Here is a 23,579-nt window from a genome sequence, read left to right as displayed (position 1 = left end):
TGAGGGTGTGGCGTCTAGTCGACGGCGATGAAGACGTTCTTGGTCTCGGTGAACGACAACGGGGCGTCCGGGCCCAGTTCCCGGCCGAGGCCCGACTGCTTGAAGCCGCCGAATGGAGTCGTGTAGCGCACGGAGGAGTGCGAGTTGACGGACAGATTGCCGGATTCCACGGCCCGCGCCACTCGGATCGCCCGGCCCACGTCGCGGGTCCAGATCGATCCGGAGAGGCCGTAGTCGGTGTCATTGGCGAGGTTCACGGCGTCGTCTTCACCGTCGAACGGCAGCACGGTGACGACGGGTCCGAAGATCTCGTCGGTGACGCAACGGTCCGTGCGGGAGTCCGGGGTGAGCACGGTCGGCGGGAACCAGAAACCCGGTCCGGTCGGGGCGCTGCCCCGGAAGGCCACGGGGGAGCCCTCCGGCACATAGGCCGAGACCGCGGCGTGGTGCGCGGCCGAGACGAGCGGGCCCATCTCGGTGCTCTCGTCGGCGGGATCACCCACCCGCACACCGGCGACGGCCGGCTCGAGCAGCTCGAGAAATCGGTCGTAGACGCTCCGCTCCACCAGGATGCGGCTACGGGCGCAGCAGTCCTGGCCGGCGTTCTCGAACACCCCGGAGGGTGCGGTGGCGGCGGCCTTCTCCAGGTTGGAGTCGGCGAACACGATGTTGGCGCTCTTGCCGCCGAGTTCCAGGGTGACCCGTTTGACCTGGGCGGCGCAGCCGGCCATGATCCGCTTGCCGACATCCGTCGACCCGGTGAAGACGACCTTCCGCACTTGGGGGTGCGTCACGAACCGTTCGCCGACCACCGATCCGCGGCCCGGCAGCACCTGGAACAGCCCCTCGGGCAGGCCGGCCTCCCGGGCGAGTACGCCCAGATGGATGCTGGAGAGCGGCGTCCACTCCGCCGGCTTCAGCAACACCGCGTTGCCAGCCGCGAGGGCGGGAGCGAAACCCCAGGCCGCGATCGTCATCGGGAAGTTCCACGGGGTGATGATGCCGACCACACCCAGCGGTTCCTGGAAGGTCACGTCGAGACCGCCGGACACCGGGATCTGCCGCCCGAAGAGTCGCTCGGGGGCGGCCGAGTAGTAAGTCAGCACGTCGCGCACATGGCCGGCCTCCCAGCGCGCCTGCATGATCGGATGCCCCGAGTTGGCCATCTCGATGCGGGCCAGGTTCTCCCGGTCCCCGTCCACGGCCTCCGCGAAGCGGCGCAGAACGGCAGCCTTGTCGGCCGGCGCCACCCGGGACCAGAGCCGCTGCGCGGCCACCGCCCGGGAGACGGCCTCATCGGTCGCATCCGTGTCGAGGTGTTCGACCACGGATACTGGGGTCTCGTCGGCCGGGTTGATCACGGTGTAGCTGCTCACAGGGTGTCCCTTTCCTGATCGTGGTCGTGGTCGTGGTCGTGGTCACGGGCCGCCCGGTAGCGGGCGGCCGCGTCGACGAGGCCCGCGAAGAGACGTAGGTCGTCGTGCTGTTCCGGATGCCACTGCACGGCCAGCCCGAACGGGACATCGGTGAGTTCCACGGCCTGCACGACCCCGTCGTGAGTGCGTGCGGACACGGTGAGGCCGGCGCCGATCCGGTCGATGGACTGGTGGTGGTAGACGGGAACGGGAAGCGGCACGTCCAGGGCGTCGAGCAGCCCGTGCAGCCGCGACTCGGGTTCCACGTGCACGTCCACGATGTTGAAGACGCCGCCGCCGGCCTGGTAGCCGCCGTGGCCCACGACGTCGGGCAGGTGCTGGTGCAGGGTGCCGCCCTGTGCGATGTTGAGCATCTGGGCGCCGCGGCAGATGCCGAGCAGCGGCAGCTCCCGGTCGATGGCCCGGTGGATCAGCTCATGCTCCCAGGCGTCACGGTCCCGCCGCGGCTCGTCGGTTTTCGTGTGGGCGGCCTGACCGTAACGCGCCGGATCGACGTCCTTGCCGCCGGTGATGACCAGGCCGTCGAGGCCGTCGAGCACCCGGTCGGCAATGGCCGCGTCCACGGGCTGCGGCGGCAGCAGCACGGCGATGCCGCCCGCGCGGATGACCGAGTCGAAATAGGCCTGGGGCAGGAAGGCGGCCGGCACGTCCCAGACACCGGTCTGGGACTGCTCGAGATAGGTGGTCAGGCCGATCACGGGGCGCGGGTCGGCACCGGGGCGCGGTGCGGTGCCGGGGTCAGAGGCGCTCAAAGCCGCGCACCCGCTCCCAGTCGGTCACCGCCGCGTCATAGGCTTCCAGCTCGATCCGCGCGTTGTTGAGGTAGTGATCGACGACCTCGTCGCCGAATGCCTCCCGGGCGATCGTGGATGTCGCGAACAGCGCTGTGGCCTCCCGCAGCGAGGCCGGCACCCGCTCGGCGCCGCTCTCGTAGGCGTTGCCGACGAAGGCATCGTCGAGTTCGAGTTCGTTCTCGATGCCGTAGAGGCCGGCCGCGATCAGTGCGGCCACGGCCAGGTACTGGTTCACGTCGCCGCCGGGCACTCGGTTCTCCACCCGCAGGCCGAGGCCGGCCCCCACCACGCGCAGGGCGCACGTGCGGTTATCGAGCCCCCAGGCGATCGCAGTCGGCGCGAAGCTGCCGCTGACATAGCGCTTGTAGGAGTTGATGTTCGGTGCCGAGAACAGGGTCAGCTCGCGCATCACCGCGAGCTGGCCGGCGAGGAAGTGACGGAACAGCGTCGACATGCCGTGATCGGCATCCTTGTCGGCGAAGACCGCGGATCCGTCGGTGCCGCGCAGGCTGATGTGGATGTGGCAGCTGTTGCCCTCCCGCTCGTTGAACTTGGCCATGAAGGTCAGGCTCTTGCCGTGGGCATCCGCGATCTCCTTGGCGCCGTTCTTGTAGATGGAGTGGTTGTCGCAGGTGGCCAGGGCGTCGGTGTAGCGGAACGCGATCTCCTGCTGGCCCAGGTTGCACTCACCCTTGACGCCCTCGCAGTACATGCCGGCGCCGTCCATGGCGTTACGGATGTCCCGCAGTAACGGTTCCATCCGGGTGGATGCGAGCAGCGCATAGTCGATGTTGTAATCGCTGGCGGGGGTCAGGTCGCGGTAGCCCTTCTTCCACGCCTCCCGGTAGCCGTCGTCGAAGACGATGAACTCCAGCTCGGTGCCGACATAGGGTACCAGCCCGCGGTCGGCCAGCCGGGCCAGCTGGGTTTTCAGGATCTGGCGGGGTGACGCCACGACGGGTGACTTGTCGAGCCACCGCAGGTCCGCGGTGACGAGGGCGGCCCCGGGCAGCCAGGGCGCGCGTCGCAGTGTGGCGAGGTCGGGGATCATGGCCATGTCGCCGTAGCCGCGTCGCCAGCTCGACATCTCATAGCCGTCCACCGTGTTCATCTCCACGTCGACGGCCAGCAGATAGTTGCAGCACTCCGCGCCGTGGCCGGCCACGTCTTCCAGGAAGAGCCGCGCGGAAACCCGCTTGCCCACCAGCCGCCCCTGCATATCGGTGAATGCGACGACGACGGTGTCGATGTCGCCGCCGCGAACCAGGGAGGTGAGGTCCTCAAGCGAGAGATTTCCGGAGCGGGGTGTCATCAACTTCTCCTCATCGAGCCGGTCAAAGGGTGAACATTCGACCATTAGACCACAGATCGAGCGCTGTGTGACGGCCAATTTTTGTTTCGCTCGACTCAGGAATCGGGCATGTAAAGGTATGTACAAGCCACCATTGGAGCCCTATAGTCATGCCAACGTAAACTCCCGGAGTTGCCGCTCGATCGCTGAGTTGCGCAACCAGAACGCAAAGGAATCCAGGATGTCCAAAGACACCTTGAACGTCTCGGGCGTGACCTACACGACGGCAGAGGCAGGGTACTTCGAGAAACGCAAGCTCCGCCGCAGCGCCGGGATCTGGGGGCTGTGGGGACTCGCCGTCGCCGCGGTCATTTCCGGTGATTTCTCGGGCTGGAACTTCGGCATCGATTTCGCTGGATTCGGCGGAATGCTGATCGCCTTCGCCCTCTTGATCGTCATGTACTACGGCATGATCTTCGCGATCGGGGAGATGGCGTCGGCCATGCCGCACACGGGCGGCGCCTATTCCTTCGCCCGGGCGGCGCTCGGGCCCTGGGGCGGTTTCGTCACCGGCCTGGCCGAGACCATTGAGTATGTCGCGACCACCGCCGTGATCGTGTACTTCTCGGCGTCCTACGCCGACGGCATCACGAGTGAGCTGCTCGGAGTCTCACTGCCCGCCTGGGCGTGGTGGGCCATCCTCTACGCCGTATTCATCGGCCTGAACTCGGCCGGCGCCGCGATCTCGTTCAAATTCGCGATCGTGGTCTCGATCATCTCCATCGGCATCCTGCTGGTGTTCTCGGCAATGGCGGCCTTCTCCGGGCTCTTCAGTGTGGACAACCTCTTCGATATCGCCCCGGAGGCCGGCCAGTCCGAGTTCCTGCCCTTCGGCGTGGTGCCGATCCTGTTCGCCCTGCCCTACGCCATGTGGTTCTTCCTCGGAATTGAGGAGCTGCCGCTGGCCGCGGAGGAATCCCACGACCCGGTGCGGGACATCCCGCGAGCCGGTCTGATCGCCCGCACGACCCTGATCGTGACCGGGCTCCTGGTGCTGGTGCTCAACACCGGGATAGTCGGGGCCTCGAACATCGCCACCGCCGGGGAGCCACTGCTCGACGGCTTTCGGGCGATGGTCGGCGACGAGGCGGCCGCTGTGCTGGCCCTGTTCGCCCTGGTCGGACTGCTGGCCTCCCTGCAGGGCATCATGTTCGCGTACGGGCGCAACATGTACTCACTGTCGCGGGCCGGCTATTATCCGAAATTCCTCTCCCTGACCGGCCGCCGCCAGACTCCGGCGGTGGCGCTGCTCGTGGGGGCCCTGATCGGCTTCGTGGCCCTGATCCTCGTCGACTCGCTCGGCGGCGCCGGCGGCGTGGCCGGGGCGATCGTGCTCAACATCGCCGTTTGGGGAGCCGTGATCGCCTACATCCTGCAGATGATCTCGTTCGTCGTGTTGCGCCGAAAGTACCCGAATGCGAACCGGCCCTACCGCAGCCCGTGGGGCGTACCCGGGGCGGTGATCGCGGGCATCCTCTCGCTGGCGATCTTCTTCGGGTTCTTCATCAACGAGCCGGCCCGCCCGGCCATCGCGGCCATCGCCGTGGTCTACGTGGTCATGCTGCTGATCTTCGCGCTCTACGGGCGCAAGCGCCTCGTGCTCTCCCCGGAGGAGGAATACGCGGTGTCCGGCGGCCTGCACGGCGACCCGCAGAAGGAAGGCTACGGCGGCGCCGTGGAGGAGCAACTGCTCGCGCTCGACGGCCGGGACGACCAGCGCGCGCCGTAGCCGAACGAGTTTCGATCGATTGGTTGGGTCGCCCTCCGCGGGTCAGAGCTGACGCACCCGCGTGGACGCTGTTCAGCACAGGCGGAGCGACCTGCCGGTGTTGAACCAATTCGACGGAGATTCTCGGGGAAAACGGCCATTTCGACGTGGTGAGGTCCGTTTTCGGCAAAATCTCCGTCGAATTCGTTCGGGCTGCGGGGCGGGAGCGCTACCGTGACGCCATGTGCGTCTGGGAGTGGCGTTCCCGCGGCCGGCCGGGTTCCGCGCCGGCCGCTCGGCCGGCAGGGAACCCGGCCGATGTGATGGTGCTGCGCGACCACACCCTCCCCGGCCGGGACTGGACGGTGCTGCCCGCAGGCAGCCGCGCCTTCTGGTTCCCGGCGCCGAGCGGGAACCTCGCCGCCTTCGAGCTGGGCGACCCCGGCCGCTCCGAGAATCGTGCTGCTGCCCGGCGCGACCGGCTCCAAGGAAGACTTCGTGCTGTTGGCCCCGCTGCTGGCCGACGCCGGCTACTTCGTGCAGAGCCACGACCTGGCCGGGCACTACCAGGCGTGCGCGGCCGGGCCCGGCGGCACCGAGCCCTGGGACTACGCCCCGTTCGTGGCCGACCTGATCGTGTTCCCCGACGCAGGGCCCACCCCGGTGCACGTGCTCGGCTACTCGATCGCCGGGATCGTCGCGGAGCTGGCCCTCGCCGCGCTTTACCGGGCGGCTGGCTGATCAGGCGGGCCGATTCGGCAGGCTGATCCGGCTGGTAGCAGGCTGAACCGGAGGTTGGCCGGCCGGCTGAACCGGAGGCCGGCGGGCTGATCCGATGCCCCCGCGAAACAGGTCAGTGCCCGATCGTGGGACGCCCGGCCCGGTGGCGCCGCACCGCGTACCGGGCGGCATGCCGGTGCCCCAGCCAGAACGGCATCCAGAAGAAATATCCGCCGATGTAGAAGGTCCCGCCCAACCAGGCCACGAGGGGCCGTAGCCGTAGAAATCGCCGGGGCCGGTGACCATGTCGCTCCCGGGGGACTCCGCCAGCGCGGACTCGATCCGCGCCAGCCAGTCGGCTGGCGGCACGGAGTCGGCGTCGAGACGGGCGATCACGTCACCGGATGCCGCATCCTAGCCGGCTGCCGCCGCCGGCCAGATGCCCCGCTGGGTCGCCCGCACGACCCGCGCACCCCCGAAGAGAGCGATCTCTGCCGAAGCATCCGTGCTCGCGTTGTCGACAACGATCACCTCGTCGGGCACCCGCTGCTGCCGGGCCAAAGCCGCGAGGCAGGTTCGGAGAAGGGCGGCGTCGTTGTAGCAGGGGATCACGACCGAGATCGTCATCGTCGCTGCCTCCTTTCCCGCCCGCAGCGAGCTGTCGCATTGATCCTCCATCTGGCGGTCACGGTCAGATCGCGCGGCAATGCGTGGTGAGGAACCCGATCTTGTCGATGGTGATCGTGACCGTCGAGCCGTCGCGCAGGAACACCGGAGGTTTGCGGCTGTAGCCGGCGCCGCCCGGGCTGCCGGTGGAGATGAGCGTGCCCGGCAGCAGGGTCGAGGTTTTGGAGAGGTAGGAGATGATCTCGGCGACCGAGCGCACCATGTCGCCGCTCGAGGCGTCCTGCAGGATGCGGCCGTCGACGTGGGTGGTCAGCCACAGGTCCTGCGGGTCGGCGATCTGGTCTGCCGTGATGACGACCGGCCCGGTGGGCGTGAAACCGTCGAAGGACTTGCAGCGCGACCACTGCGCCTCGGAGAATTGCAGGTCGCGCGCCGTGATGTCGTTGACGACCGTGTAGCCGAAGACATGGTCGAGAGCGTCCGCCACCGACACGTGGTGTGCGGCCGTGCCGATGATCACGCCGAGCTCGGCCTCGTAGTCGACCTGGCTGGTCAGATCGGTCGGCCAGGTGATCGTGGACTCGTGCCCGGTGAGCGAGTTGGGCCAGAGCGAGAACACGGTCGCGGCCGTTTCGACGCGCAGTTCCAGCTCGGAGGAGTGGGCGGCGTAGTTGGCGCCGATCGCGATGATCTGAGGCGGACGCAGCACGGCCGACGAGTAGCGCAGCTCGCCCAGCGGGGTGAGCGTTGCTCCCTGCGCGGCGGCGTTCTGGCTCAGGGCGCGCACCCGGTTGTACTCGTCAGAGTCCTTCTCGATCAGGTCCTGCAGATCGCGGGGGGCGTCGTCCATGATCTCGTCGAGGAACAGCGCTGCGTCGTCGAAGACGGCGGCGAGCCGCGGAGTGGATTGACCTTCAACTCTCAGGTGGGCGAATTTCACCTGTTCAGGCTATCTGGCCCGGGAGGGGTCGCGGTGCGCGGGGTAGCCGCGGCGCCTGCCGCGCGCCACAAGTGCATGCCGGCGTAGCTGCGCCACGGCGCCCAGGCGGCACCGTGGCGGGCGAGTTGCCGGGCCTCCGCGGGCAGGCCGAGCCGCCCGGCGCCCTGCAACAGGGCCAGGTCGCTGGTCAGCAGGATGTCCGGGCTGCCCAGCACGCGCAGGGCCACGTATCCGGCCGTCCACGGTCCGATCCCGGCCAGGGCGGTCAGACGGGACTCAAGATCCTCCCGGGTCTGCCCGTAGGAGAGCACCAGATCGCCGGAGCAGAGCGCCTCCGCCACGCCGATGATCGCGTCGATGCGCGCGGCCGGGCCGCGCAGCACGCCGCGGCCCTCGGTTGCGATCCGCTGGGCGGTGGGAAACAGCCGGGTCAGGGGAGCGGCGGTGGAGTCGTGGATGAAGAGGCTTTGGCTGGTGCCGGTGGTGACGCTGGTGCCGCTGGTGCCAGTGGTGGCGCTGCTGTCGCTGTCCCCTGCACCCGGGTACACGTCGTCGCCGAGCGCAGCGGCCAGCCGGGTGAGTGCCGTTCGGGCGGAGGCCACCGAGACCTGCTGGCCGATGAGCGCGCGGAACAGGGTCTCCTCGGGGTCCACGCTGCCCGGCACGCGCATGCCGGGGGTGGCCGCGATTCCGGCCGCGAGTTGCGGGTCCCTCCCGAGCGCCAGGTCGATCGCCCGGGAGTCCGCGTCCAGGTCGAGCAGGCGCCGCACCCGGCTGACGAGCGGCGCGAGGTCGGCGAGGCTGGCCAGTCGGGCGCGGCAGGCGACGGCTGGCGCGGCCGCCGTTCCCGACAGGGTCAGTTCCATCGTCGCGGGTCCGTGTGGCAGGCGCAGCGTGCGCGCGTAACGGGCATCCGTCGCCTGTTCCACCCCCGCGAGGCCTCGCGCGGCGAGGAACCGCAGCACCCCCACCCCGTCGAACGGCGCGCGCGCCGGCAGCAGCAGGTCGATGCCCGTCCCGTCACCGACCCCGAAGCCGGCCTCACCGACCCCGCCGACGCCGAGGGGCTGGGCGCGGGGCTGGGCGCGGGCGGGACGGGCGCGGCGCAGCTCGGTGGGGGTGCGCTCGTAGACGACGGCCATGGTGTCGTTGAACTGGCGCACGCTGCCGAAACCGGCGGCGAATGCGACCTCGGTGATCGGGACATCCGTGCTCGCCAGCAGCACGCGGGCGGTCTGCGCGCGGTGCGCCCGGGCGAGCGCGAGCGGGCCGGCGCCCAGCTCGGTCACGAGCACGCGGGTCAGGTGCCGTTCGCTGTAGCCGAGGCGGCGGGCGAGGCCGGGCACGCCCTCCCGCTCAACCGTGCCGTCGCTGATCAGGCGCATGGCGCGGGCGGCGAGGTCGTCACGGATGTCCCAGTCCGGCGACCCGGGGACGGCATCAGGAAGGCAGCGTTTGCACGCCCGCAGGCCGGCCTCGTGCGCGGCCGCGCTGGTGAGATAGAACGACACATTGGCCGGCTTCGGTGTGGCCGCCGGGCAGCTGGGGCGGCAGTAGATTCCGGTGGAGTGCACGCCCGTGATGAACTGACCGTCGAAGCGGGAGTCTCGGGAGGACATGGCCCGGTAGCGCTCGAAGAAGACCGGATCGAGCCCGGCAGGAGGGATGGTCACCCGGCCAGCCTGCCACCGCGAGCCCGGGCGCACCAGCGGGAATCGGCCATCGCCGGTGCCGGCCGCAGCGGCCGCGGGCCATGCCGGCCTGTGTCCGGGCCTGCCCTCCGGCACCCGGCCCGGTACTCTGGGCGCATGACCGCATTGGAGCGTCTGCAGGCCGAACTCGGCACCCACGTCAGCGTCGATCCGCGCCGGCTCGCGGCCGTTCGGGGCGACAAATCGGGCTGGGTTGCCCCGGGGATGCCGCTGGCGGTCGTCTACGCCGCATCCGTCGACCAGGTGCAGGCCACGCTGCGCATCGCGACCGAGTTTCGCGTGCCGGTGATCACCCGCGGAGCCGGAACGGGCCTGGCCGGGGGAGCGTGCGGCACGGACGGCGCCATCGTGCTGAGCGTCGAGCGGATGAACCGTATCCTCGAGATCCGCCCGGAGGATGAACTGGCCGTGGTCGAGCCGGGCGTGCTCAACGGCGACCTCAACACGGCCCTCTCCGCGCACGGGCTGTGGTTCGCGCCGGACCCGGCAAGCCGGGCGATCTCCTCGGTCGGCGGCAACATCGCCACCAACGCGGGTGGGCTGCTCTGCGCGAAGTACGGCGTCACCCGGGAGGCGGTGCTGGCGTTGACGGTGGTGCTCGCCGACGGGAGCCTGCTGGAGACCGGGCACCGCACCGTCAAGGGCGTCACCGGCTACGATTTGACCGCCCTGCTCACCGGCTCGGAGGGCACCCTCGGCGTGATCGTCGAGGCCACCGTGCGGGCGCGCGCCATCACCCTGGGTGAGACCGTCACGATCGGCGCGACGTTCCCCGACGTGGCCCAGGCGGCCGCGGCATCCGGTCTCGTCACGGCGGCCCGGCTGCGCCCGGCCGTGATGGAACTCATCGACCCGGTGGCCCTGGCCCTGATCGCGGCGTACCTCGGGCCGAACCTGTTCGAGGGAGTTCCGACTAGGGGAGCGTTCCTGCTGGTGCAGACGGATGGGCCGGCGAGCCAGGCGGAGGCGGACCAGGCGGTGGCCGTGCTGCGGGCCGCGGGAGGGGAGGTGCGCGTCTCCACCGACGCCGAATCCGCCGATCGACTGCTGGCCGTGCGGCGGGCCGCGCATCCGGCGCTGGCCGCTCACGGCGAGGTCCTGATCGAGGATGTCTGCGTGCCCCGCTCCCGGCTGGCCGAGATGTTCGCGCGGATCGCTGAGATCAGCGCCCGCACGGGCCTGCCCATCCCCACGGTGGCCCACGCCGGAGACGGCAATCTGCACCCCAATTTCCTGATCCCGTTCGATCCGGCCCGGGGCGGCGCGGAGCCGGTCGTGCCGGAGGCGGTCTGGCTGGCGGCCGACGAGCTCTTCCGTGCCGCGCTCGAACTCGGCGGCACGCTCACCGGCGAGCACGGGGTCGGCGTGCTCAAGCGGCGCTGGCTGGCCGAGGAGCTCGGCGACACGGGCTTCGCCCTGCAGCGCCGGATCAAGGCGGCGTTCGACCCGTTGGGCATCCTCAACCCGGGCACCATGTTCGAGGCGTGAGCGCGCGGCTAGTCTGTTGGGCATGACCCACGAGCCGACCCCGGAGCACTCCGCCGCCGCCCCACACTCTCATCCGGCCGGAACCCAGCCCGCGGCCCAGCCTGCCTCGGTGCAGCCCGCGGCCCAGCCGGTGCAGCCCGTCTGGACCGCCCCCGTTCGTCGCACCCGGGCGGGCATCGTCACGCTCACGGTCACCGGCCTCGTCATCGGGGGCGCCGCGCTGCTGCTGGTGTTCGTCTACCTGGCCACCTTCCTCGGTGCCGGCACGCTGCTGGTCGGCCTCATCCTGGCACTCATCCCACTGATCGGGATTTTGCTCGCCGTGGGCTGGATCGATCGGTGGGAGCCCGAACCCCGCCCGGCCCTCTGGTTCGCGTTTCTCTGGGGCGCCGGCGTCTCCATCGTGACCGCGCTGCTCTTCGACCTGGGCGTGCAGCTGGCCCGGGCCGGCGCCGGGGCCACCGAAACGGATGACGGTTTCGCCGCCGCCGTCCTCCAGGCGCCCCTCGTCGAGGAGGCCGCCAAGGGCGCCGGGGTGCTGCTGCTCTTCTGGGTGCTGCGTCGGAGATTCGACGGCCCGGTCGATGGCGTGGTCTATGCCGCGACGGTCGCGGCCGGATTCGCCTTCACCGAGAACATCCAATACTTCGGTGTGGCGATGATGGAGGGTGGCTCCGAGAACCTGGGCTTCACGTTCCTGGTGCGGGGGGTGTTGTCGCCCTTCGCCCATGTCATGTTCACTGCCTGCATCGGCATTGCGTGCGGGCTGGCGGTCCGGTTCCGGCCGTTCCCGGCCTTCGCCACGATTCTGCTCGGATTCGTCTCGGCGATCTTCCTGCACTCCGTCTGGAACGGGGCGTTCTACCTGGTCGAGAGTGGCTCGCTGGTGGCGTACTACCTCGCCGTGCAGGTGCCTCTGTTCCTCGGCGCGATCATGGTTGTCGTGTTGCTGCGGCGCCAGGAAGAACGCGTCACCGTGCTCCGGCTGAGCGAGTATGCCGCGGCCGGCTGGTTCAGCCCGGCCGAGGTGGGTATGCTCGCCACCCGCGATGGCCGTCGGCAGGCTCGATCCTGGGCCGCGCGGCAGCCCCAAACCCGGAAGCGGGCCATGCACCACTTCATCCACAACTCCACCCGCCTGGCTTTCGCGCGACAGCGCATGGTGAACGGTACGGCCGCGAACGTCGACCGGGCCGACGAATCGGAGCTGCTGGGGCTGATCCAGCGCGACCGTGCCGGCGTGATCAACTGACTCTGATGCCCTGACGAACAAGGACTCGCCGCCCCGGTGGTGTGGCAGTGCCGACAACTCTCCCGGAGCGGCGAGTTCTGTTCCCATGGTGCGCCCGACGGCCGCGTTCGCGCAAGGGGGAATTTTTGGTGTGCGGGCGAGCGCGCAATCCGATTGGATAGAGGAATGACTGATCAAAACACCAAGCCCGAACTCGACGCTCCGGAGGGCCCCGCGCCTACCGAACTGACCATCACCGACATCGTGGTCGGCGAGGGAGCCGAAGCAACCCCCGGCGCCACCGTCAACGTGCACTACCTCGGCGTCGCCTATGACACCGGAGATGAATTCGACTCCTCCTGGAGCCGCGGGCAGTCGATCAACTTCCCGCTTGCTCAGCTCATCGCGGGCTGGCAGCAGGGCATCCCCGGCATGAAGGTCGGCGGACGCCGCAAGCTGGTCGTCCCTCCGCACCTGGCCTACGGACCGGCCGGCGGAGGACACCAGCTCTCCGGCCAGACCCTGATCTTCGTGATCGACCTGCTCGGAACCCGCTAGAAACCCGCAGTGCCGGAAGCACGTGCGAGTCGCTACGCGAGTCGCGCATTGCTACGAGTCGTGTTCGATTCGCACGTGCTTGATCCGGGAGGCGTGGCCGCGCACGATGGTCACCGCGCTCTTGGACACGCCGAAGTGCTTGGCCAGCAGCTTCACCAGCGCATCGTTGGCGGCACCCTCAACGGCCCGCTGCTGCAAGAACACGGTGAGCGCAGCATCCGTCGGAGCATGGGACGCGTCGTCGCCCGGCTCCCGGCCCGGCTCTCGGCCCGGCTCTCCCCCGGAGACCAGCGGTCCCTTCCGACTACCGGGCTTCACATGCACCGTCAGGTTCACCGTTCGCGTCACGCCGGTCCTCCGGGAATATAGTTTTCTTCACAACGCTAGTGGGCGGAGTCGTCTTCATGATCTCAATCGATAGTGCGCGGGCCCTGGCCGAAGCCGGTCTGCAGTGGCGTCCCGTCTCCGGTGACGCCTTCCGCATCGAGCGCTCCGGCTTCGAAAGCGACGTGTTCACGGTCAGTGACATGACGATCGAGCCGCACGAGTTCGACACGGGAACGATCCTCGGCTTCAACGGCACCACCGAGTGGGCCCTTGATTCACTGGCCCTCGAGGATGCCCTGTGGATGCCGCGTGAGGACCAGCTGCGCGACCTGTTGCGGAGCACCTTCCGTTCGCTCACCCGTCAGGGCGAGGACAGCTACCGGGTGACGGTGGCGCTGAACGGGGCGCCGGAATTCTTCGACGCCGCCGACCCCGCGGATGCCTACGGCAACGCGCTCCTGCGTCTGATCAGCCTGTCCGCCGACTCCCTCGCCTGACACCCACCCTCTCGCCGGCTCCGCCGGTGGTCGAGCCTGTCGAGACCCGGTGCGTCGACCTCCAGAGGTTCGCCCGGGGCATCCGTTGCGGTCGAAGTCGCCAGCCTCGGAGATTTTCGCGACACGACGGGCACCCCAGGCCATCACAACCGGCGTTTCCCGAAAATCTCCGAGTTCACGAGACACGGATGCGTGCTGCGCGCCCATTGACGGATGCCCGCTGCGGGCCCGGCGACGGCTGCTTCTACTCCTCCACAATAAGGGTTTGATCAGGTTATCCACGGGGCGCTGACGGGTGCCGATCTGGAGCATGGAATGTCAGTGGTCAGCCGTAACGTGTGTCTCATGAAGCCCTCCTACAGTGAGCGGCGAGAACGCCTGGATCGTCACTTCGACGCCATCCGGGAGACCCAGGCGGACGCCGCCCGGGTTGACGCCCGCCTGGCCGAACAGGTCGATCAGGCCCGCCGGTTCGCCGAAGCCCTGGCCCGAAACGCGGCCCGGGCAGCCAAGGACAAGGCCAGGGAGGGACCCCCGGCAGTGGCCGGGGTCGCGACCGGGATGCCCCGCACCCGGTGGCACGCTGCACAGGTCGCCAAACGCGAGTTCGTGACCGAACTGTCCTGCACCCTGCGGCTGCCGGTGCGCTCGACCGAAACCCTGATCGCCGAGAGCCGCACCCTGATAAATGAACTGCCCGGCACCCGGGCCGTCCTGCAGGACGGGTCGATCACCTACCGGCATGCGCAGGCGATCATGAACCAGGCCTGGTCGCTCCACGCCGAGGCCCTGGCCGGGTTCGAGGAGACCCTGCTGAAGTCGGCCCCGCACCTGACGGTGGCCAACCTGAAGAACGAGGCCCGGATCATGCGGGAACGGCTGCACCCGGGGTCGATCGCGGCCCGGTACCAGAAGTCGGTGGCGGACCGGACGGTGATCTTCGAGCCCGAGGCCGACGGGATGGCATCCCGCTCCTGGTAGGACTCGGCGGAGAAAGTGAAGGCCGGCTACGACCGCCTCACCGTGATGGGGATGAGCCTGCAGGGCCCGAACGACACCCGCACGCTGACCCAGCTTCGGAGGGACGTGTTCGAAGACCTCATCCTCGACGGGGTGACCGCATCGGGGGTCGGCCAGGGCATCCGCGGCTCGGTGCACGTCACCGTCCCGGTGATGACACTCCTCGGCCACCCCGAGCAACCCAGCCACTTCGAAGGGTCCGGGCCGATCGACCCCGATACCGCACGCGAGATTGCGGCCGGGACGCCCGGCTTCATCCGAATCCTGACCCATCCGGAGACCGGGGTGGTGCTCTCGATCGGGCGCACGTTCATCAGTCGGGGACCGACGTCAGACCAGCCAGGTCGCCGTCATCCGCTGCACGACTCCGCCGTCGAGGTCGGCGAGCTTGGCCGCCACGAACTGGCGCGCCGCCTCCGATGTCTGCACCCGAAACGGTGGGCGGTCGCCGTCGAGCAGGGCGGCGACGATCTCGCCGGCGCTCCGGGCCGACTGGGCCGAGCCGAAGGATGACGCCGCGCGGGCCAGGTACGCCTCCAGTGCCGCGGCGTACGGGTCGTTGGCCAAGCCGGATTGGTTGAGGTCCCGGCCGACGTTGGCGACGAACGAGGATGTCACGGCGCCGGGTTCGACTACCGTCACCGACACACCGGCCGTGGCGGCCACCGGGGCCAGGCTCTCCATGAATCCCTCCACCGCGAACTTCGCCGCACAATACGCCTCGTTGAAGGGCTGGCCGATGGCTCCACCCACGCTCGAGACGGTGATCAGCCGGCCCGTGCTGCCCCGGAGAAGGGGGAGCGCGGCCCGTGTGAGGGCAACCACCCCGAAGAAGTTCACCTCCATTACGGCGCGAACGTCATCGACTGTTGAGTTCTCGATGGTGCCGAGCCTCCCCGACCCGGCGTTGTTGATGAGCGCGTCGAGCCGGCCGTGCCGGTCGATGGTCCCGGCCACGGCATCCGTGGCCGCCTGCGATTCAGTCACGTCCAGGCGACGGATGTCGAGACTCACCTCCGCGTCGGCGGCCGCGCCCCGCAGAGCGCGGGCGCCCTCGAGGTTGCGCATGGTGGCTACCACCGTGTGGCCGGCGCGAGCCGCGGCGATGGCGGCGTGGAGTCCGATACCGGAGGAGGTCCCCGTGATCAGAACGACGCTGGAGTCCGGTGCGTGAGTCACGCTTCTAGTACCGGTCGGGTTCCGGGCCGAGCTGGAACCGGCGGCCTGTGATCCTGGTCGGCGTTATCTCGACGTAGATGTACTTCAGGGTCGGGATGAGCGGGCGCAGCGGCAATTGATCCGCGGCCTCGATCTCGGCCTGCTTGTCGAGAACTCGGGCCTCGCCTCGCGCCACGACGCTCCACGCCTCGCTGCGACCGATGCCGTCGATCTCGAAGGCGACCCGGTTGTTCACCGTGAGCTCGAGGAGCTTCGTACCCTCGGCCGTGCGGAAAACGAGCCGCCGGTCTGCGGAGACGAAGTTCACCGGGTAAATGTCCGGCTCACCGGAAATGCTCATCGCGAGTCTTCCGAAACTGGACGAGATCAGAAGATCCCAGCAGTCGTCCTCGCTGAGGTTCTGAACCGGATACAGGTCGTTGGTTTCCATGACTCATAGTCCCACGCGGTCCGGCCCGGCGCGAGCAGGTGCCGGCAACGAAAAACGCGCCCACCGTTCCCCGAGGGGCGGTAGGCGCGTTTCGGTCTGACAGCGAGTCGGATCAGTCCCGACGGAGGCGTACGACGGTGCGTTGAAGCGCGAGGAGCGCGCCGAGTCCCAGCAGCAGGGCGCCTGCAGCCGCGGAGATCAGCAGGGAGGCCGAGTCGACGCCGGTCGCGGCCAGCTCGGGAGCGGCCGTGATCGTGTCGGCGGCGACCGGGAGGGCCGTCTCGGTCGGGGTCGGTGTCTCGGTCGGTGTCGGTGTCTGCGTCGGCGTGACCTCGGCTGCATGCACGATCGTGTTGAGCTCGGTCGCGCACTCCACGGTCGAGCCACCGCCGTTGCTGGAGTAGTTGCACTGGTTGACAGTGATGGGCACGTCGGTCGTCACCGTCGCCGAGGGATTCACCCGGCAGAGCACATCGGCGCCGCCGCCGTTCCCGGCGTTGTTGCACTGGGTGACGGTCGCGTCGGTGGTGTTCTCAAGCGGCACGCAGTCGAGTGCCGTGCTGGCTCCGGAGCCGACGCACTGGTTGACCGTGGCGGGGGATGCCGTGGTCGCACCGGTGATGTGGTTGTTCACGGTCACCGTGCAGATGGTGTTACCGCCGCCGACGTTGATCGAGCCGTTGCACTGGGTGATCGTGTGGATCAGCTTCGAAGAGTTCACGACCGTCGCTGCGGGGGGCTGCACCTCGGTGTTCGCCGCGTGGATGCTGACGACGGTGCTGGTGGTCGAACTGGTCGCGCCGGTGGCAAGATTGAGATAATTGTCGACCGTGACGCTGCATTCGACGGCGCCGGTGCCGCCGCCGACTCCGGCGACATCGTTACACTGTTCGACGGTGCCGTCGACCGGAGCAGCCGAAGCGGAAACCGCCGGCGAAGCGGTCAGGACGAAGGCCGCGAGGAAAAGGCCGAGGGCCAGAACAAGCGAACGGTTCAGTGCAGAAGCACTGAAGAAAGAACGTGAAGTTTTAACAGCCAGCAGATTTGCGATGGAGGCCCCCTTAGTTGATCTACTCTAACAGGGGATTCTCAGGCCAGGACAACGGAGAACGGGTCAGTGCCCTTCGTTCACGCCTCTGACCCGGTCAATAAGATCTTTCCACGGCCCAGAGACCTGCTGCTCGCTGAGCACGACCTCGTGGGGTGCGCAACGGATGCGGTAGACGTAGCGGTCCGGCTGCGGAGCCGTCGCGGATACCTCGTCCCAGGGCAGCCCACGAAGAAGTTCCGCCCAGGCGGACCGGTCGGGTTGTTCCTCCACCTGGACCTCCCAGGTGGTTCGGATGCCGGCGAAGCCACCGCTGCGCGAAACGACGACCTTCATGAGGCCGATATTACTCCGGCCGTGGGGCAGGAACGACGGTGGCGCGACCGACGCCGGTCCCTGGGCCAGTGCCGGACCGGGGCCGGGATACGGTGCCGAGCCCGCCGCCGAGGCCGACGGCGGTCCAGCCGGCGATCACGGCCTCGTGTTCTCGGGAACCGGCGCCGTGGCGCGTGACCGCTGCCCGCGAGGTCGCCCGCGCGAACCCGGCGAAGTCCACGGTGCGGCCCAGCGTGCCGGAGGTGAGGGTGTCGAACCAGATCTGGCCGGCCGTCTCCCAGGCGTTTCCGCCGAGAGCTGTGGCCACGAGGTAGAACGCCCGGTTCGGAATGCCCGAGTTCAAGTGCACCCCGCCATTGTCGTCTTCGGTTTCGATGTAGCCGGTCATGTCCGCGGGCTGGGGGTCCTTGCCGAGAGCATCGTCGTTGTAGGCGGTGCCGGGAGCCTTCAGCGAGCGCAGCGCGACCCCCTGCACCTGGTCGGTGAAGAGACCTTCGCCGATCAACCAGCCGGCCTCGGCGGCTGACTGGCCCAGGGAGCGCTGCTCCACCAGCGAGCCGAACACGTCCGACAGGGACTCGTTTATCGCACCTGATTGTCCCTCATAGGCGAGGTTGGCCGTGAATTGGGTCACCCCGTGCGTGAGCTCATGCCCGATCACCGTCAGCGACGCGGTGAAACGGTTGAAGACCAGGCCGTCGCCATCGCCGAACACCATGCGCTCGCCGTCCCAGAACGCATTGTCGTAGTTGCGGCCGTAGTGCACGGTCGCCTCCAGCGACACACCGCGGTCATCGATCGAGTCGCGCTCGAACACGTTCCAGAACAGGGAATGCGTGTCTCCGAGCCCCGCCCAGGCCTCATTGACCGCGAGATCGGCCCCGGCGGGCTGGCCCTCGCGGCGGACCAGCCGGCCCGGCAGTCGTTCCAGGCCGCCGGCATCCGACACGGCCCGGTCCACGTGCCCGCGCACCCGGGCGGCCGCTCCGCCGCGCACACCGGAGTGGACCGACGACGACGGCGTCGGATGCGCCGCCGCGCGCAGTTCCCGGATCGGCACGTCCCGCATCAGAGACCGTCTGGCTGCCTCGGCCGCGGCCGCGAGCCGGGGATCGTCGACCCGCGCCAGCCGCACCAGCAGATACGGCGGCACGATAGTGCACCGGGAGAAGCCGTGCGATGAGCCTGTCATGGGTCGAGTGTGGCACTCGGCGGTGACACGCACCACAGAAATTCCTGATTAGCCCGTGTGCCGCGCCCCTGAGACCCGAGCGAAGGCCCGCGGCGGCATCCGGAACGTGGGCCGGGTGCCGCCACGGGGGTCTGGTGTCATCAGCGGCCGACCCGCTGCCTGAGAAATCAGGAACGCCGCTCGAGTCCCATTAATAGCACCGTGCGCGCCGGGCGAGAAGGTGCCGGTGGGAGGCCTTCCGTAGACTCTCAGCATGCGCTTCGGAATCGTCATTCTCCCGCAGGAATCGTGGCCGGAGGCCCGCCGTCGCTGGCAGGGCGCTGAGCAGCTCGGCTTCGACCACGCCTGGACCTACGACCACCTGTCCTGGCGGTCGTTGGCCGACCAGCCCTGGCATGCGACCGTCCCGACGCTGACTGCCGCGGCGGTCGTCACCTCGCGGATCCGGCTGGGTACCTTCGTCTCATCACCGAACTTCCGGCATCCGGTGACCTTCGCCAAGGAGATCGCCACCCTCGACGACATTGCCGGCGGGCGATTCCTGCTCGGGGTGGGCTCAGGCGGTACCGGGTTCGACGCCACCGTGCTCGGGCAGCCCGAGTACACCCCGAAGCAGCGGTCCGAGCGCTTCGCCGCGTTCGTCACGGCCCTCGACCGGCTGCTGCGCCACGAGGAACCGGGCAGCGGCGGCATCAGCTTCGAGGGGGAGTGGGCGAGGGCGGTCGGCGCGCGAATGGTCGGTGTGCCGGCCCAGGAGCCGCGGGTTCCGTTCGTCATCGCCGCGAACGGGCCCAAAGGGCTGCGCCTCGTCACGACGTTCGGTTCCGGCTGGGTGACGACGGGAGCGGACGGCGTCGTGGGCGAGGACTGGTGGGCGGCGGTAGCCGGCCTCATGCACCGGCTGGAGGACACGGCAGTCGTCGCGGGCAGGGACCCGGCCACCATCGACCGTTACCTGTCTCTCGACAGCGGCGGCTGCTTCTCCCTGCAGAGCATCGGAGCGTTCGAGGATGCCGTAGGTCGGGCCGGCGAACTCGGCTTCACCGACGTGATCAGCCACTGGCCGCGAGCGGCCGGCATCTACGCCGGAACGGAGGCCGTTCTGCACCGGGCTGCGGCCGTGATCAGCCGGCAGCGCGCCCGGGCCGGAAAATAGTTTGAGAAGAACCGACCCCGCAGAGCCGGCGCAGAAAAGCTAACATAAACGATTCCCAAAGCAGTCCTAGCTGCCCTCGTGCGCGGTGCAGGGAAGCACTGAGCCTCGCACGGATTGGCTGCTTGACCTGCCGTGCGGGGGTGCGATTCTGCCATCTTGGCTATGCGAGCACCGGCAACGCCTCTACGATATTGGGGCACGGTCAATGAACTCGTTTAGAGCATCCAACTCACTAGTTGGTTCATGGCTGGCCTTCCTCACGTTCTGCCTCAAATTCAGCTCGTATTTGCTCTTTCCAGCCGGCCGCGACTGACAAGTACTCAACACTCGCAATTGTCGCCCGATGTTGTTTGTATAAGTCTTCCGCAAGCACGGCTTCATCCACTGTGGGTTAACAACAACGGGAACGTGACCTTCGATGCTCCGCGTGGGAGGTACACGCCATTCGGGCTCAGCGCTACCCGTACGCCGATCATTGCTCCGTTCTTTGCGGATGTGGACACGAGGGGAACAGGAACAGACCCTGTCGCCTACGGATATAGGAAGACCACGTTCGAGGGGCATGCCGCATTCTGCGTCAGCTGGGTCAACGTTGGGTACTTCTCTGGGAAGGCAGACAAGACAAATTCATTTCAACTGCTATTGGTCTCGCGCCCTGATGCCGACCTCGGAGCATTTGACATTGTCTTCAACTACGGGCGTGTGCAGTGGGAAACCGGAGACGCCAGTAACGGAGTGGATGGACTCGGCGGGTCATCCGCGCGCGTTGGTTTCTCGAGCGGAACGGGGATCCCCGGCTCCTATTCCGAGCTGCCCGGATCAGGAACGAATGGATCATTCCTCGACACATCCCCCGTGGGACTGGTGCACACCAGTTTGGGCTCAGCGACGCTCGGCCGCTACACCTTTCCAGTCAAATCTGACGGCCAGATAGCGGACCGGTATGTCGCCATGGGCGATAGTTATCAGTCCGGTGAGGGGGCGTACAGCTACGAAAGTGGAACGGACAATGGCACGAACAAGTGTCATCGCTCGGCAAACGCCTACCCAAACCTCCTGGTGGACCGGCAAGTGGTGCGACTTCAACTTGACTTCGTTGCTTGTTCAGGCGCCGTTATCCATGACCTGATCTACAGCTCCGAAGAGGATGGTGCCCCCTTGGAAGGCGAAGCCGCCCAAGTGGACAGTCTGGGCACTGACACCCGACTGGTGACGGTCAAAATCGGCGGCAACGACCTCGACTTTGGAGGCACGATCAAATCCTGTGTTGAAAATGGGATCAAGAGTTGGATTCCCATCGTCAACTGGTTCAACTACAGCTGTATTGGTAACCAGGGCGATGAAGTGGAGGCAAACCTCGCGGATCTTGAAACCGGACAGGTTGGGGAAGACCTACTCGACCTCTATCGGCTCATCAGGGCAAAAGCGCCTTATGCGCGAATCGAAGTGGTGTCATACCCCCGATTCTTCCCCGCCGAGGCCGCAGACAATCTCTTGGGGTGCGCGTAAATCGCACGCAAGGCAGACAAGAAGTGGATCAACGCAGGAATCGTCCGGGCCAACAGTGCGATCGAGAGAATCACCTCACTCGCTGGAGTTGGGTCGATTAACATGAGCGATGTCCTGGAAGGTCACGAACTATGCGACCCTGAACCCGCGATGAATGGCGTCGTGGACCCGTTCTCGCCCGAGTCGTATCATCCGAACGTGCTCGGTCAGAGCCTCATGGCCGATCGCATCGAGCAGGAACTGTCCACGATCATCGAGCCGACAGACCAGATCCGCCCCCAAGAAACAGTGCAGCGCGTGTTCAAGGTGCAGGGCAAGAGGTTCACTGTGAACGTGGCGTGGCGTGGCAGTGATGTTGAGACGACGCTCACCTCCCCGAGCGGGCAGGTCTTTAGCCGGTCCAGCCACAACGGTGCCATGCACGACAACGGGCTAACTTACGAGTACTACGACATCAACTCCCCAGAGCCTGGGCAGTGGACAGTCACTTCCTTCGGCAAGGACGTATCCCCAGCTGGAGAACCGGTAACTCTCTCCATGTACGACATGCCGGAGCTCAACCGCGTGCCCAATGCCGTAGTTACTACGACCGATTCTGGCCCATCCTTCACCTTTGACGGGACGACATCCGTCGATCCTGACGGAACGATTACGAACCACCTGTGGGACTTCGGCGACGGTATCTCCGCGGTCGGAGCAATCGTTGAACACACATATGCACAGCCTGGACAGTACCTGGTCGCGCTCGTGACAACCGATGATGACGGAGCAGAAGGTTTCGGCTCCGCAGCCTCAGTCATTGATACCACTCGGTCTCTACCCGCAGTCTCGGTGAAATCCCCGCTGACGCTCACGAATAGCTTCACAACTCCGGGACTCAATGGTGATGTTCGCGTCGTCGGTGACTGCAATTGCAATTCCACCGTGCGGATTTCGGGCGACGTGATTGCAACAGGTAACGCATACTTCACGAACGAGTGCCGTATCGACGGTGACGTAACTATCGGCGGTAATGCGCGATTCGATTCGACGCCGTCGGTGGGCGGCAATGTTGTCGTGACGGGCAAGGTGTCCTATCAGTCCACGGCGCGGATCCTTGGCAATCTCACTTCTGGCGGTCCGCTCACCGTCATTGATGGAAAATCGACGACGCAACTCGCGTCCTTGGGCTCGATAGGTGGCCAGATCACCTCGAACACCACAGTCCCACCCGTTGTCGTCGACGGCCACGCCTTTGTCTACAAGCCGACAGAGTGGATCGATCCCGTCAATACGACCTGGCGACAGTGGATGAACGCAGCTGCCACCTCCAACAACGCCCCAACTTGGTTCCGCGGGTTGAGCGCCAATCCTGGCTGCACACTCAGCCCGGGTGGCGACAGCGTCAACGGAAAGATCGTCACGTTGAGCACGCCCACCCTCGTCGATGCTCGCCGATCGGTGAACGGCTGCTCGGCAGTCACAGTCCAGAACATGGAGATAGCCATGTCCACCGATCTGACCCTCATCGCCGACAAAATCGGGATCGTCAATGGGCTGAAAGTGACATCAGCCGATGGGAAAGCACACGTGCTTCGGCTGATTGCCACTGGTAACGCAACCTCGTGCACCTCAACCAATGGCATCTCCGCGTCCGGGGGCTTGAACATAGATCCAAAAATCTCCACCCAAGTACTGGCCGCGGGTCAAGCGAAGATCGACGGTCCAGCTTCGTTCTCTGGACAAGTATTAGCCGCCTGTTTCGCCAGCAGCGGTGCCACTAATATCGCGTATGCGAACGTAGTCACACCAGGGCTGGTGGTACCGCAATGAATGCGCTGAGGGAAGAAAGCGGGTCGTAGGTGTCCGAAACTGTATCGAAGGAGCGCACCTGGCTCCACCTGCTCTGGGCACTTCCGATTCCAGTGGTTGTGAGTTCGGTCCTGCTGATCAGCGCACTCTGGGACTACTGCGGAATCAGCGGATGTACAGGTGGCGGATTCGGAATCAGTCGGGATATCGGCGGCACGATCGGTAACCTTGCGCCGATTCCATTTCTGATCGGACTCCCCATTTTCTTGGTGCCCTGGTCACCCAAGCGTGGAGTCCGGGTGCTTGTCGCACTCCTAACCGGACTGGCTTTCGCGGGACTTGGATTCGCAATTCTCGTGTCGATGGCCTCGTAACCCAGGGACACCGAAGCACCGGGCCGCGACAAGAGTTGACCCTGCTCGCCAACGGAGGTCAAGTCCAAATGTGTGGTGTAACGCGTCTGCCGCGTGATTCTTGGATTTCTAGGCGCTGAGGGCGCCGAGTTCGGTTGCGGGTTCCTCCTTCTCGG

General features: G+C 67.2%; 24 protein-coding genes. 11 read left to right on the top strand and 13 right to left on the bottom strand.

Annotated elements, in window-relative coordinates; translation table 11 throughout:
* Positions 1-14 precede the first annotated feature (14 nt).
* From E3T34_RS02550 to E3T34_RS02540, 3 genes are read right to left on the bottom strand one after another with little or no spacing between them, the layout of a single operon-like run.
* Positions 15-1,376 carry an aldehyde dehydrogenase gene (locus tag E3T34_RS02550; protein ID WP_104101072.1) on the bottom strand — a complete coding sequence of 454 codons (1,362 nt, stop codon included), beginning with the start codon at positions 1,374-1,376 and terminating at the stop codon, positions 15-17.
* Entirely contained in the window at positions 1,373-2,188 is an 816-nt protein-coding gene (locus E3T34_RS02545; protein WP_198412254.1) for a gamma-glutamyl-gamma-aminobutyrate hydrolase family protein, read from the bottom strand. The genes E3T34_RS02550 and E3T34_RS02545 overlap by 4 nt, the downstream gene beginning before the upstream one ends.
* Positions 2,175-3,542 carry a glutamine synthetase family protein gene (locus tag E3T34_RS02540; protein WP_134342064.1) on the bottom strand — a complete coding sequence of 456 codons (1,368 nt, stop codon included), beginning with the start codon at positions 3,540-3,542 and terminating at the stop codon, positions 2,175-2,177. Before E3T34_RS02540 ends, E3T34_RS02545 begins: the two co-directional genes overlap by 14 nt.
* Before the next feature lie 220 nt (positions 3,543-3,762).
* Here E3T34_RS02540 and E3T34_RS02535 point away from each other — a divergent pair, with 220 nt between their 5' ends.
* Positions 3,763-5,310, top strand: coding sequence for an amino acid permease (locus E3T34_RS02535; protein ID WP_104101074.1), 1,548 nt, complete (start codon positions 3,763-3,765; stop codon positions 5,308-5,310).
* 438 nt (positions 5,311-5,748) lie between these two features.
* A complete protein-coding gene (locus E3T34_RS02530) occupies positions 5,749-6,030 on the top strand; it encodes an alpha/beta fold hydrolase (protein WP_134342063.1) in 282 nt (93 codons plus the stop codon).
* 112 nt (positions 6,031-6,142) lie between these two features.
* On the opposite strand, the gene E3T34_RS16645 is transcribed toward E3T34_RS02530, so the two are convergent.
* The 4 genes from E3T34_RS16645 to E3T34_RS02515 all read right to left on the bottom strand — a co-directional run bounded on the left by E3T34_RS16645 (position 6,143) and on the right by E3T34_RS02515 (position 9,195).
* Positions 6,143-6,274, bottom strand: coding sequence for a hypothetical protein (locus tag E3T34_RS16645; RefSeq protein WP_255570905.1), 132 nt, complete (start codon positions 6,272-6,274; stop codon positions 6,143-6,145).
* Positions 6,275-6,423: 149 nt separating this feature from the next.
* Positions 6,424-6,636, bottom strand: coding sequence for a glycosyltransferase family 2 protein (locus E3T34_RS16315; RefSeq protein ID WP_166790110.1), 213 nt, complete (start codon positions 6,634-6,636; stop codon positions 6,424-6,426).
* A 64-nt stretch (positions 6,637-6,700) separates the two neighbouring features.
* A complete protein-coding gene (locus tag E3T34_RS02520) occupies positions 6,701-7,576 on the bottom strand; it encodes a fumarylacetoacetate hydrolase family protein (RefSeq protein WP_233199212.1) in 876 nt (291 codons plus the stop codon).
* On the bottom strand, positions 7,573-9,195 hold the full coding sequence (locus E3T34_RS02515; RefSeq protein WP_134342092.1) for a DNA-3-methyladenine glycosylase 2 family protein: 1,623 nt from the start codon (positions 9,193-9,195) through the stop codon (positions 7,573-7,575). The genes E3T34_RS02520 and E3T34_RS02515 overlap by 4 nt, the downstream gene beginning before the upstream one ends.
* Before the next feature lie 189 nt (positions 9,196-9,384).
* On the opposite strand from E3T34_RS02515, the gene E3T34_RS02510 reads away from it, so the two are divergent.
* The 3 genes from E3T34_RS02510 (at position 9,385) to E3T34_RS02500 (ending at position 12,565) form a co-directional block, all read left to right on the top strand.
* Positions 9,385-10,776 carry an FAD-binding oxidoreductase gene (locus tag E3T34_RS02510; RefSeq protein ID WP_104101076.1) on the top strand — a complete coding sequence of 464 codons (1,392 nt, stop codon included), beginning with the start codon at positions 9,385-9,387 and terminating at the stop codon, positions 10,774-10,776.
* A gap of 22 nt (positions 10,777-10,798) precedes the next feature.
* Complete coding sequence (locus tag E3T34_RS02505) at positions 10,799-12,028, top strand: PrsW family intramembrane metalloprotease (RefSeq protein ID WP_104101077.1); 1,230 nt, start codon at positions 10,799-10,801, stop codon at positions 12,026-12,028.
* 165 nt (positions 12,029-12,193) lie between these two features.
* On the top strand, positions 12,194-12,565 hold the full coding sequence (locus tag E3T34_RS02500) for an FKBP-type peptidyl-prolyl cis-trans isomerase (protein WP_104101078.1): 372 nt from the start codon (positions 12,194-12,196) through the stop codon (positions 12,563-12,565).
* 51 nt (positions 12,566-12,616) lie between these two features.
* Here the strand turns inward: E3T34_RS02500 and E3T34_RS02495 are convergent, their stop codons facing one another.
* Positions 12,617-12,913 carry a DUF167 domain-containing protein gene (locus E3T34_RS02495; protein ID WP_233191412.1) on the bottom strand — a complete coding sequence of 99 codons (297 nt, stop codon included), beginning with the start codon at positions 12,911-12,913 and terminating at the stop codon, positions 12,617-12,619.
* A 56-nt stretch (positions 12,914-12,969) separates the two neighbouring features.
* Here E3T34_RS02495 and E3T34_RS02490 point away from each other — a divergent pair, with 56 nt between their 5' ends.
* Entirely contained in the window at positions 12,970-13,389 is a 420-nt protein-coding gene (locus E3T34_RS02490) for a hypothetical protein (protein WP_104101079.1), read from the top strand.
* 345 nt (positions 13,390-13,734) lie between these two features.
* Positions 13,735-14,370 (top strand): DUF222 domain-containing protein, encoded by a 636-nt coding sequence (locus E3T34_RS02485; protein WP_134342062.1) that lies wholly within the window; start codon positions 13,735-13,737, stop codon positions 14,368-14,370.
* A gap of 369 nt (positions 14,371-14,739) precedes the next feature.
* Here E3T34_RS02485 and E3T34_RS02480 read toward each other — a convergent pair whose 3' ends face one another.
* From E3T34_RS02480 to E3T34_RS15675, 3 genes are all read right to left on the bottom strand, one after another.
* The gene (locus E3T34_RS02480; RefSeq protein WP_134342061.1) at positions 14,740-15,588 is read right to left on the bottom strand and encodes an SDR family NAD(P)-dependent oxidoreductase; all 849 of its coding nucleotides are present in this window, start codon (positions 15,586-15,588) and stop codon (positions 14,740-14,742) included.
* Positions 15,589-15,592: 4 nt separating this feature from the next.
* Positions 15,593-16,018, bottom strand: a complete 426-nt coding sequence (locus E3T34_RS02475) for a pyridoxamine 5'-phosphate oxidase family protein (RefSeq protein WP_104101082.1) — start codon at positions 16,016-16,018, stop codon at positions 15,593-15,595.
* Between the two features lie 112 nt (positions 16,019-16,130).
* On the bottom strand, positions 16,131-16,739 hold the full coding sequence (locus tag E3T34_RS15675; protein WP_166785817.1) for a hypothetical protein: 609 nt from the start codon (positions 16,737-16,739) through the stop codon (positions 16,131-16,133).
* 39 nt (positions 16,740-16,778) lie between these two features.
* Here E3T34_RS15675 and E3T34_RS15670 point away from each other — a divergent pair, with 39 nt between their 5' ends.
* Positions 16,779-17,042: a hypothetical protein gene (locus tag E3T34_RS15670; protein ID WP_104101084.1), complete on the top strand. Its 264-nt coding sequence runs from the start codon at positions 16,779-16,781 to the stop codon at positions 17,040-17,042.
* A gap of 90 nt (positions 17,043-17,132) precedes the next feature.
* Here the strand turns inward: E3T34_RS15670 and E3T34_RS02460 are convergent, their stop codons facing one another.
* Together E3T34_RS02460 and E3T34_RS02455 are read right to left on the bottom strand one after the other, a co-directional pair.
* Positions 17,133-17,402, bottom strand: coding sequence for a protealysin inhibitor emfourin (locus E3T34_RS02460; protein WP_104101085.1), 270 nt, complete (start codon positions 17,400-17,402; stop codon positions 17,133-17,135).
* 10 nt (positions 17,403-17,412) lie between these two features.
* A complete protein-coding gene (locus E3T34_RS02455) occupies positions 17,413-18,594 on the bottom strand; it encodes a M4 family metallopeptidase (RefSeq protein WP_134342058.1) in 1,182 nt (393 codons plus the stop codon).
* 253 nt (positions 18,595-18,847) lie between these two features.
* Between E3T34_RS02455 and E3T34_RS02450 the strand changes: the two genes are divergently transcribed.
* From E3T34_RS02450 to E3T34_RS02440, 3 genes are all read left to right on the top strand, one after another.
* The gene (locus E3T34_RS02450; RefSeq protein ID WP_104101086.1) at positions 18,848-19,750 is read left to right on the top strand and encodes an LLM class flavin-dependent oxidoreductase; all 903 of its coding nucleotides are present in this window, start codon (positions 18,848-18,850) and stop codon (positions 19,748-19,750) included.
* A 243-nt stretch (positions 19,751-19,993) separates the two neighbouring features.
* Entirely contained in the window at positions 19,994-21,259 is a 1,266-nt protein-coding gene (locus E3T34_RS02445; RefSeq protein WP_134342057.1) for a nidogen-like domain-containing protein, read from the top strand.
* 102 nt (positions 21,260-21,361) lie between these two features.
* Positions 21,362-23,071, top strand: a complete 1,710-nt coding sequence (locus tag E3T34_RS02440) for a PKD domain-containing protein (protein ID WP_134342056.1) — start codon at positions 21,362-21,364, stop codon at positions 23,069-23,071.
* Positions 23,072-23,579 lie beyond the last annotated feature (508 nt).

The sequence above is a fragment of the Cryobacterium sp. TMT1-62 genome (assembly GCF_004403145.1).
Lineage (GTDB): Bacteria > Actinomycetota > Actinomycetes > Actinomycetales > Microbacteriaceae > Cryobacterium > Cryobacterium sandaracinum.
The sequence above is the reverse complement of the archived record's forward strand: the minus strand, read 5'-3'. Positions and strand labels throughout refer to the sequence as shown.

Excerpts from the sequence above, each read along its gene's own strand:
- E3T34_RS02450 (WP_104101086.1), top strand. The coding sequence starts at position 18,848 with ATGCGCTTCGGAATCGTCATTCTCCCGCAGGAATCGTGGCCGGAGGCC.
- E3T34_RS02490 (WP_104101079.1), top strand. The coding sequence starts at position 12,970 with ATGATCTCAATCGATAGTGCGCGGGCCCTGGCCGAAGCCGGTCTGCAG.
- E3T34_RS02540 (WP_134342064.1), bottom strand. The coding sequence starts at position 3,542 with ATGACACCCCGCTCCGGAAATCTCTCGCTTGAGGACCTCACCTCCCTG.
- E3T34_RS02445 (WP_134342057.1), top strand. The coding sequence starts at position 19,994 with ATGGCTGGCCTTCCTCACGTTCTGCCTCAAATTCAGCTCGTATTTGCT.
- E3T34_RS16315 (WP_166790110.1), bottom strand. The coding sequence starts at position 6,636 with ATGACGATCTCGGTCGTGATCCCCTGCTACAACGACGCCGCCCTTCTC.
- E3T34_RS02510 (WP_104101076.1), top strand. The coding sequence starts at position 9,385 with ATGACCGCATTGGAGCGTCTGCAGGCCGAACTCGGCACCCACGTCAGC.
- E3T34_RS02515 (WP_134342092.1), bottom strand. The coding sequence starts at position 9,195 with ATGTCCTCCCGAGACTCCCGCTTCGACGGTCAGTTCATCACGGGCGTG.
- E3T34_RS02500 (WP_104101078.1), top strand. The coding sequence starts at position 12,194 with ATGACTGATCAAAACACCAAGCCCGAACTCGACGCTCCGGAGGGCCCC.
- E3T34_RS02475 (WP_104101082.1), bottom strand. The coding sequence starts at position 16,018 with ATGGAAACCAACGACCTGTATCCGGTTCAGAACCTCAGCGAGGACGAC.
- E3T34_RS02505 (WP_104101077.1), top strand. The coding sequence starts at position 10,799 with ATGACCCACGAGCCGACCCCGGAGCACTCCGCCGCCGCCCCACACTCT.
- E3T34_RS02460 (WP_104101085.1), bottom strand. The coding sequence starts at position 17,402 with ATGAAGGTCGTCGTTTCGCGCAGCGGTGGCTTCGCCGGCATCCGAACC.
- E3T34_RS02440 (WP_134342056.1), top strand. The coding sequence starts at position 21,362 with ATGAGCGATGTCCTGGAAGGTCACGAACTATGCGACCCTGAACCCGCG.
- E3T34_RS02535 (WP_104101074.1), top strand. The coding sequence starts at position 3,763 with ATGTCCAAAGACACCTTGAACGTCTCGGGCGTGACCTACACGACGGCA.
- E3T34_RS02485 (WP_134342062.1), top strand. The coding sequence starts at position 13,735 with ATGAAGCCCTCCTACAGTGAGCGGCGAGAACGCCTGGATCGTCACTTC.
- E3T34_RS02455 (WP_134342058.1), bottom strand. The coding sequence starts at position 18,594 with ATGACAGGCTCATCGCACGGCTTCTCCCGGTGCACTATCGTGCCGCCG.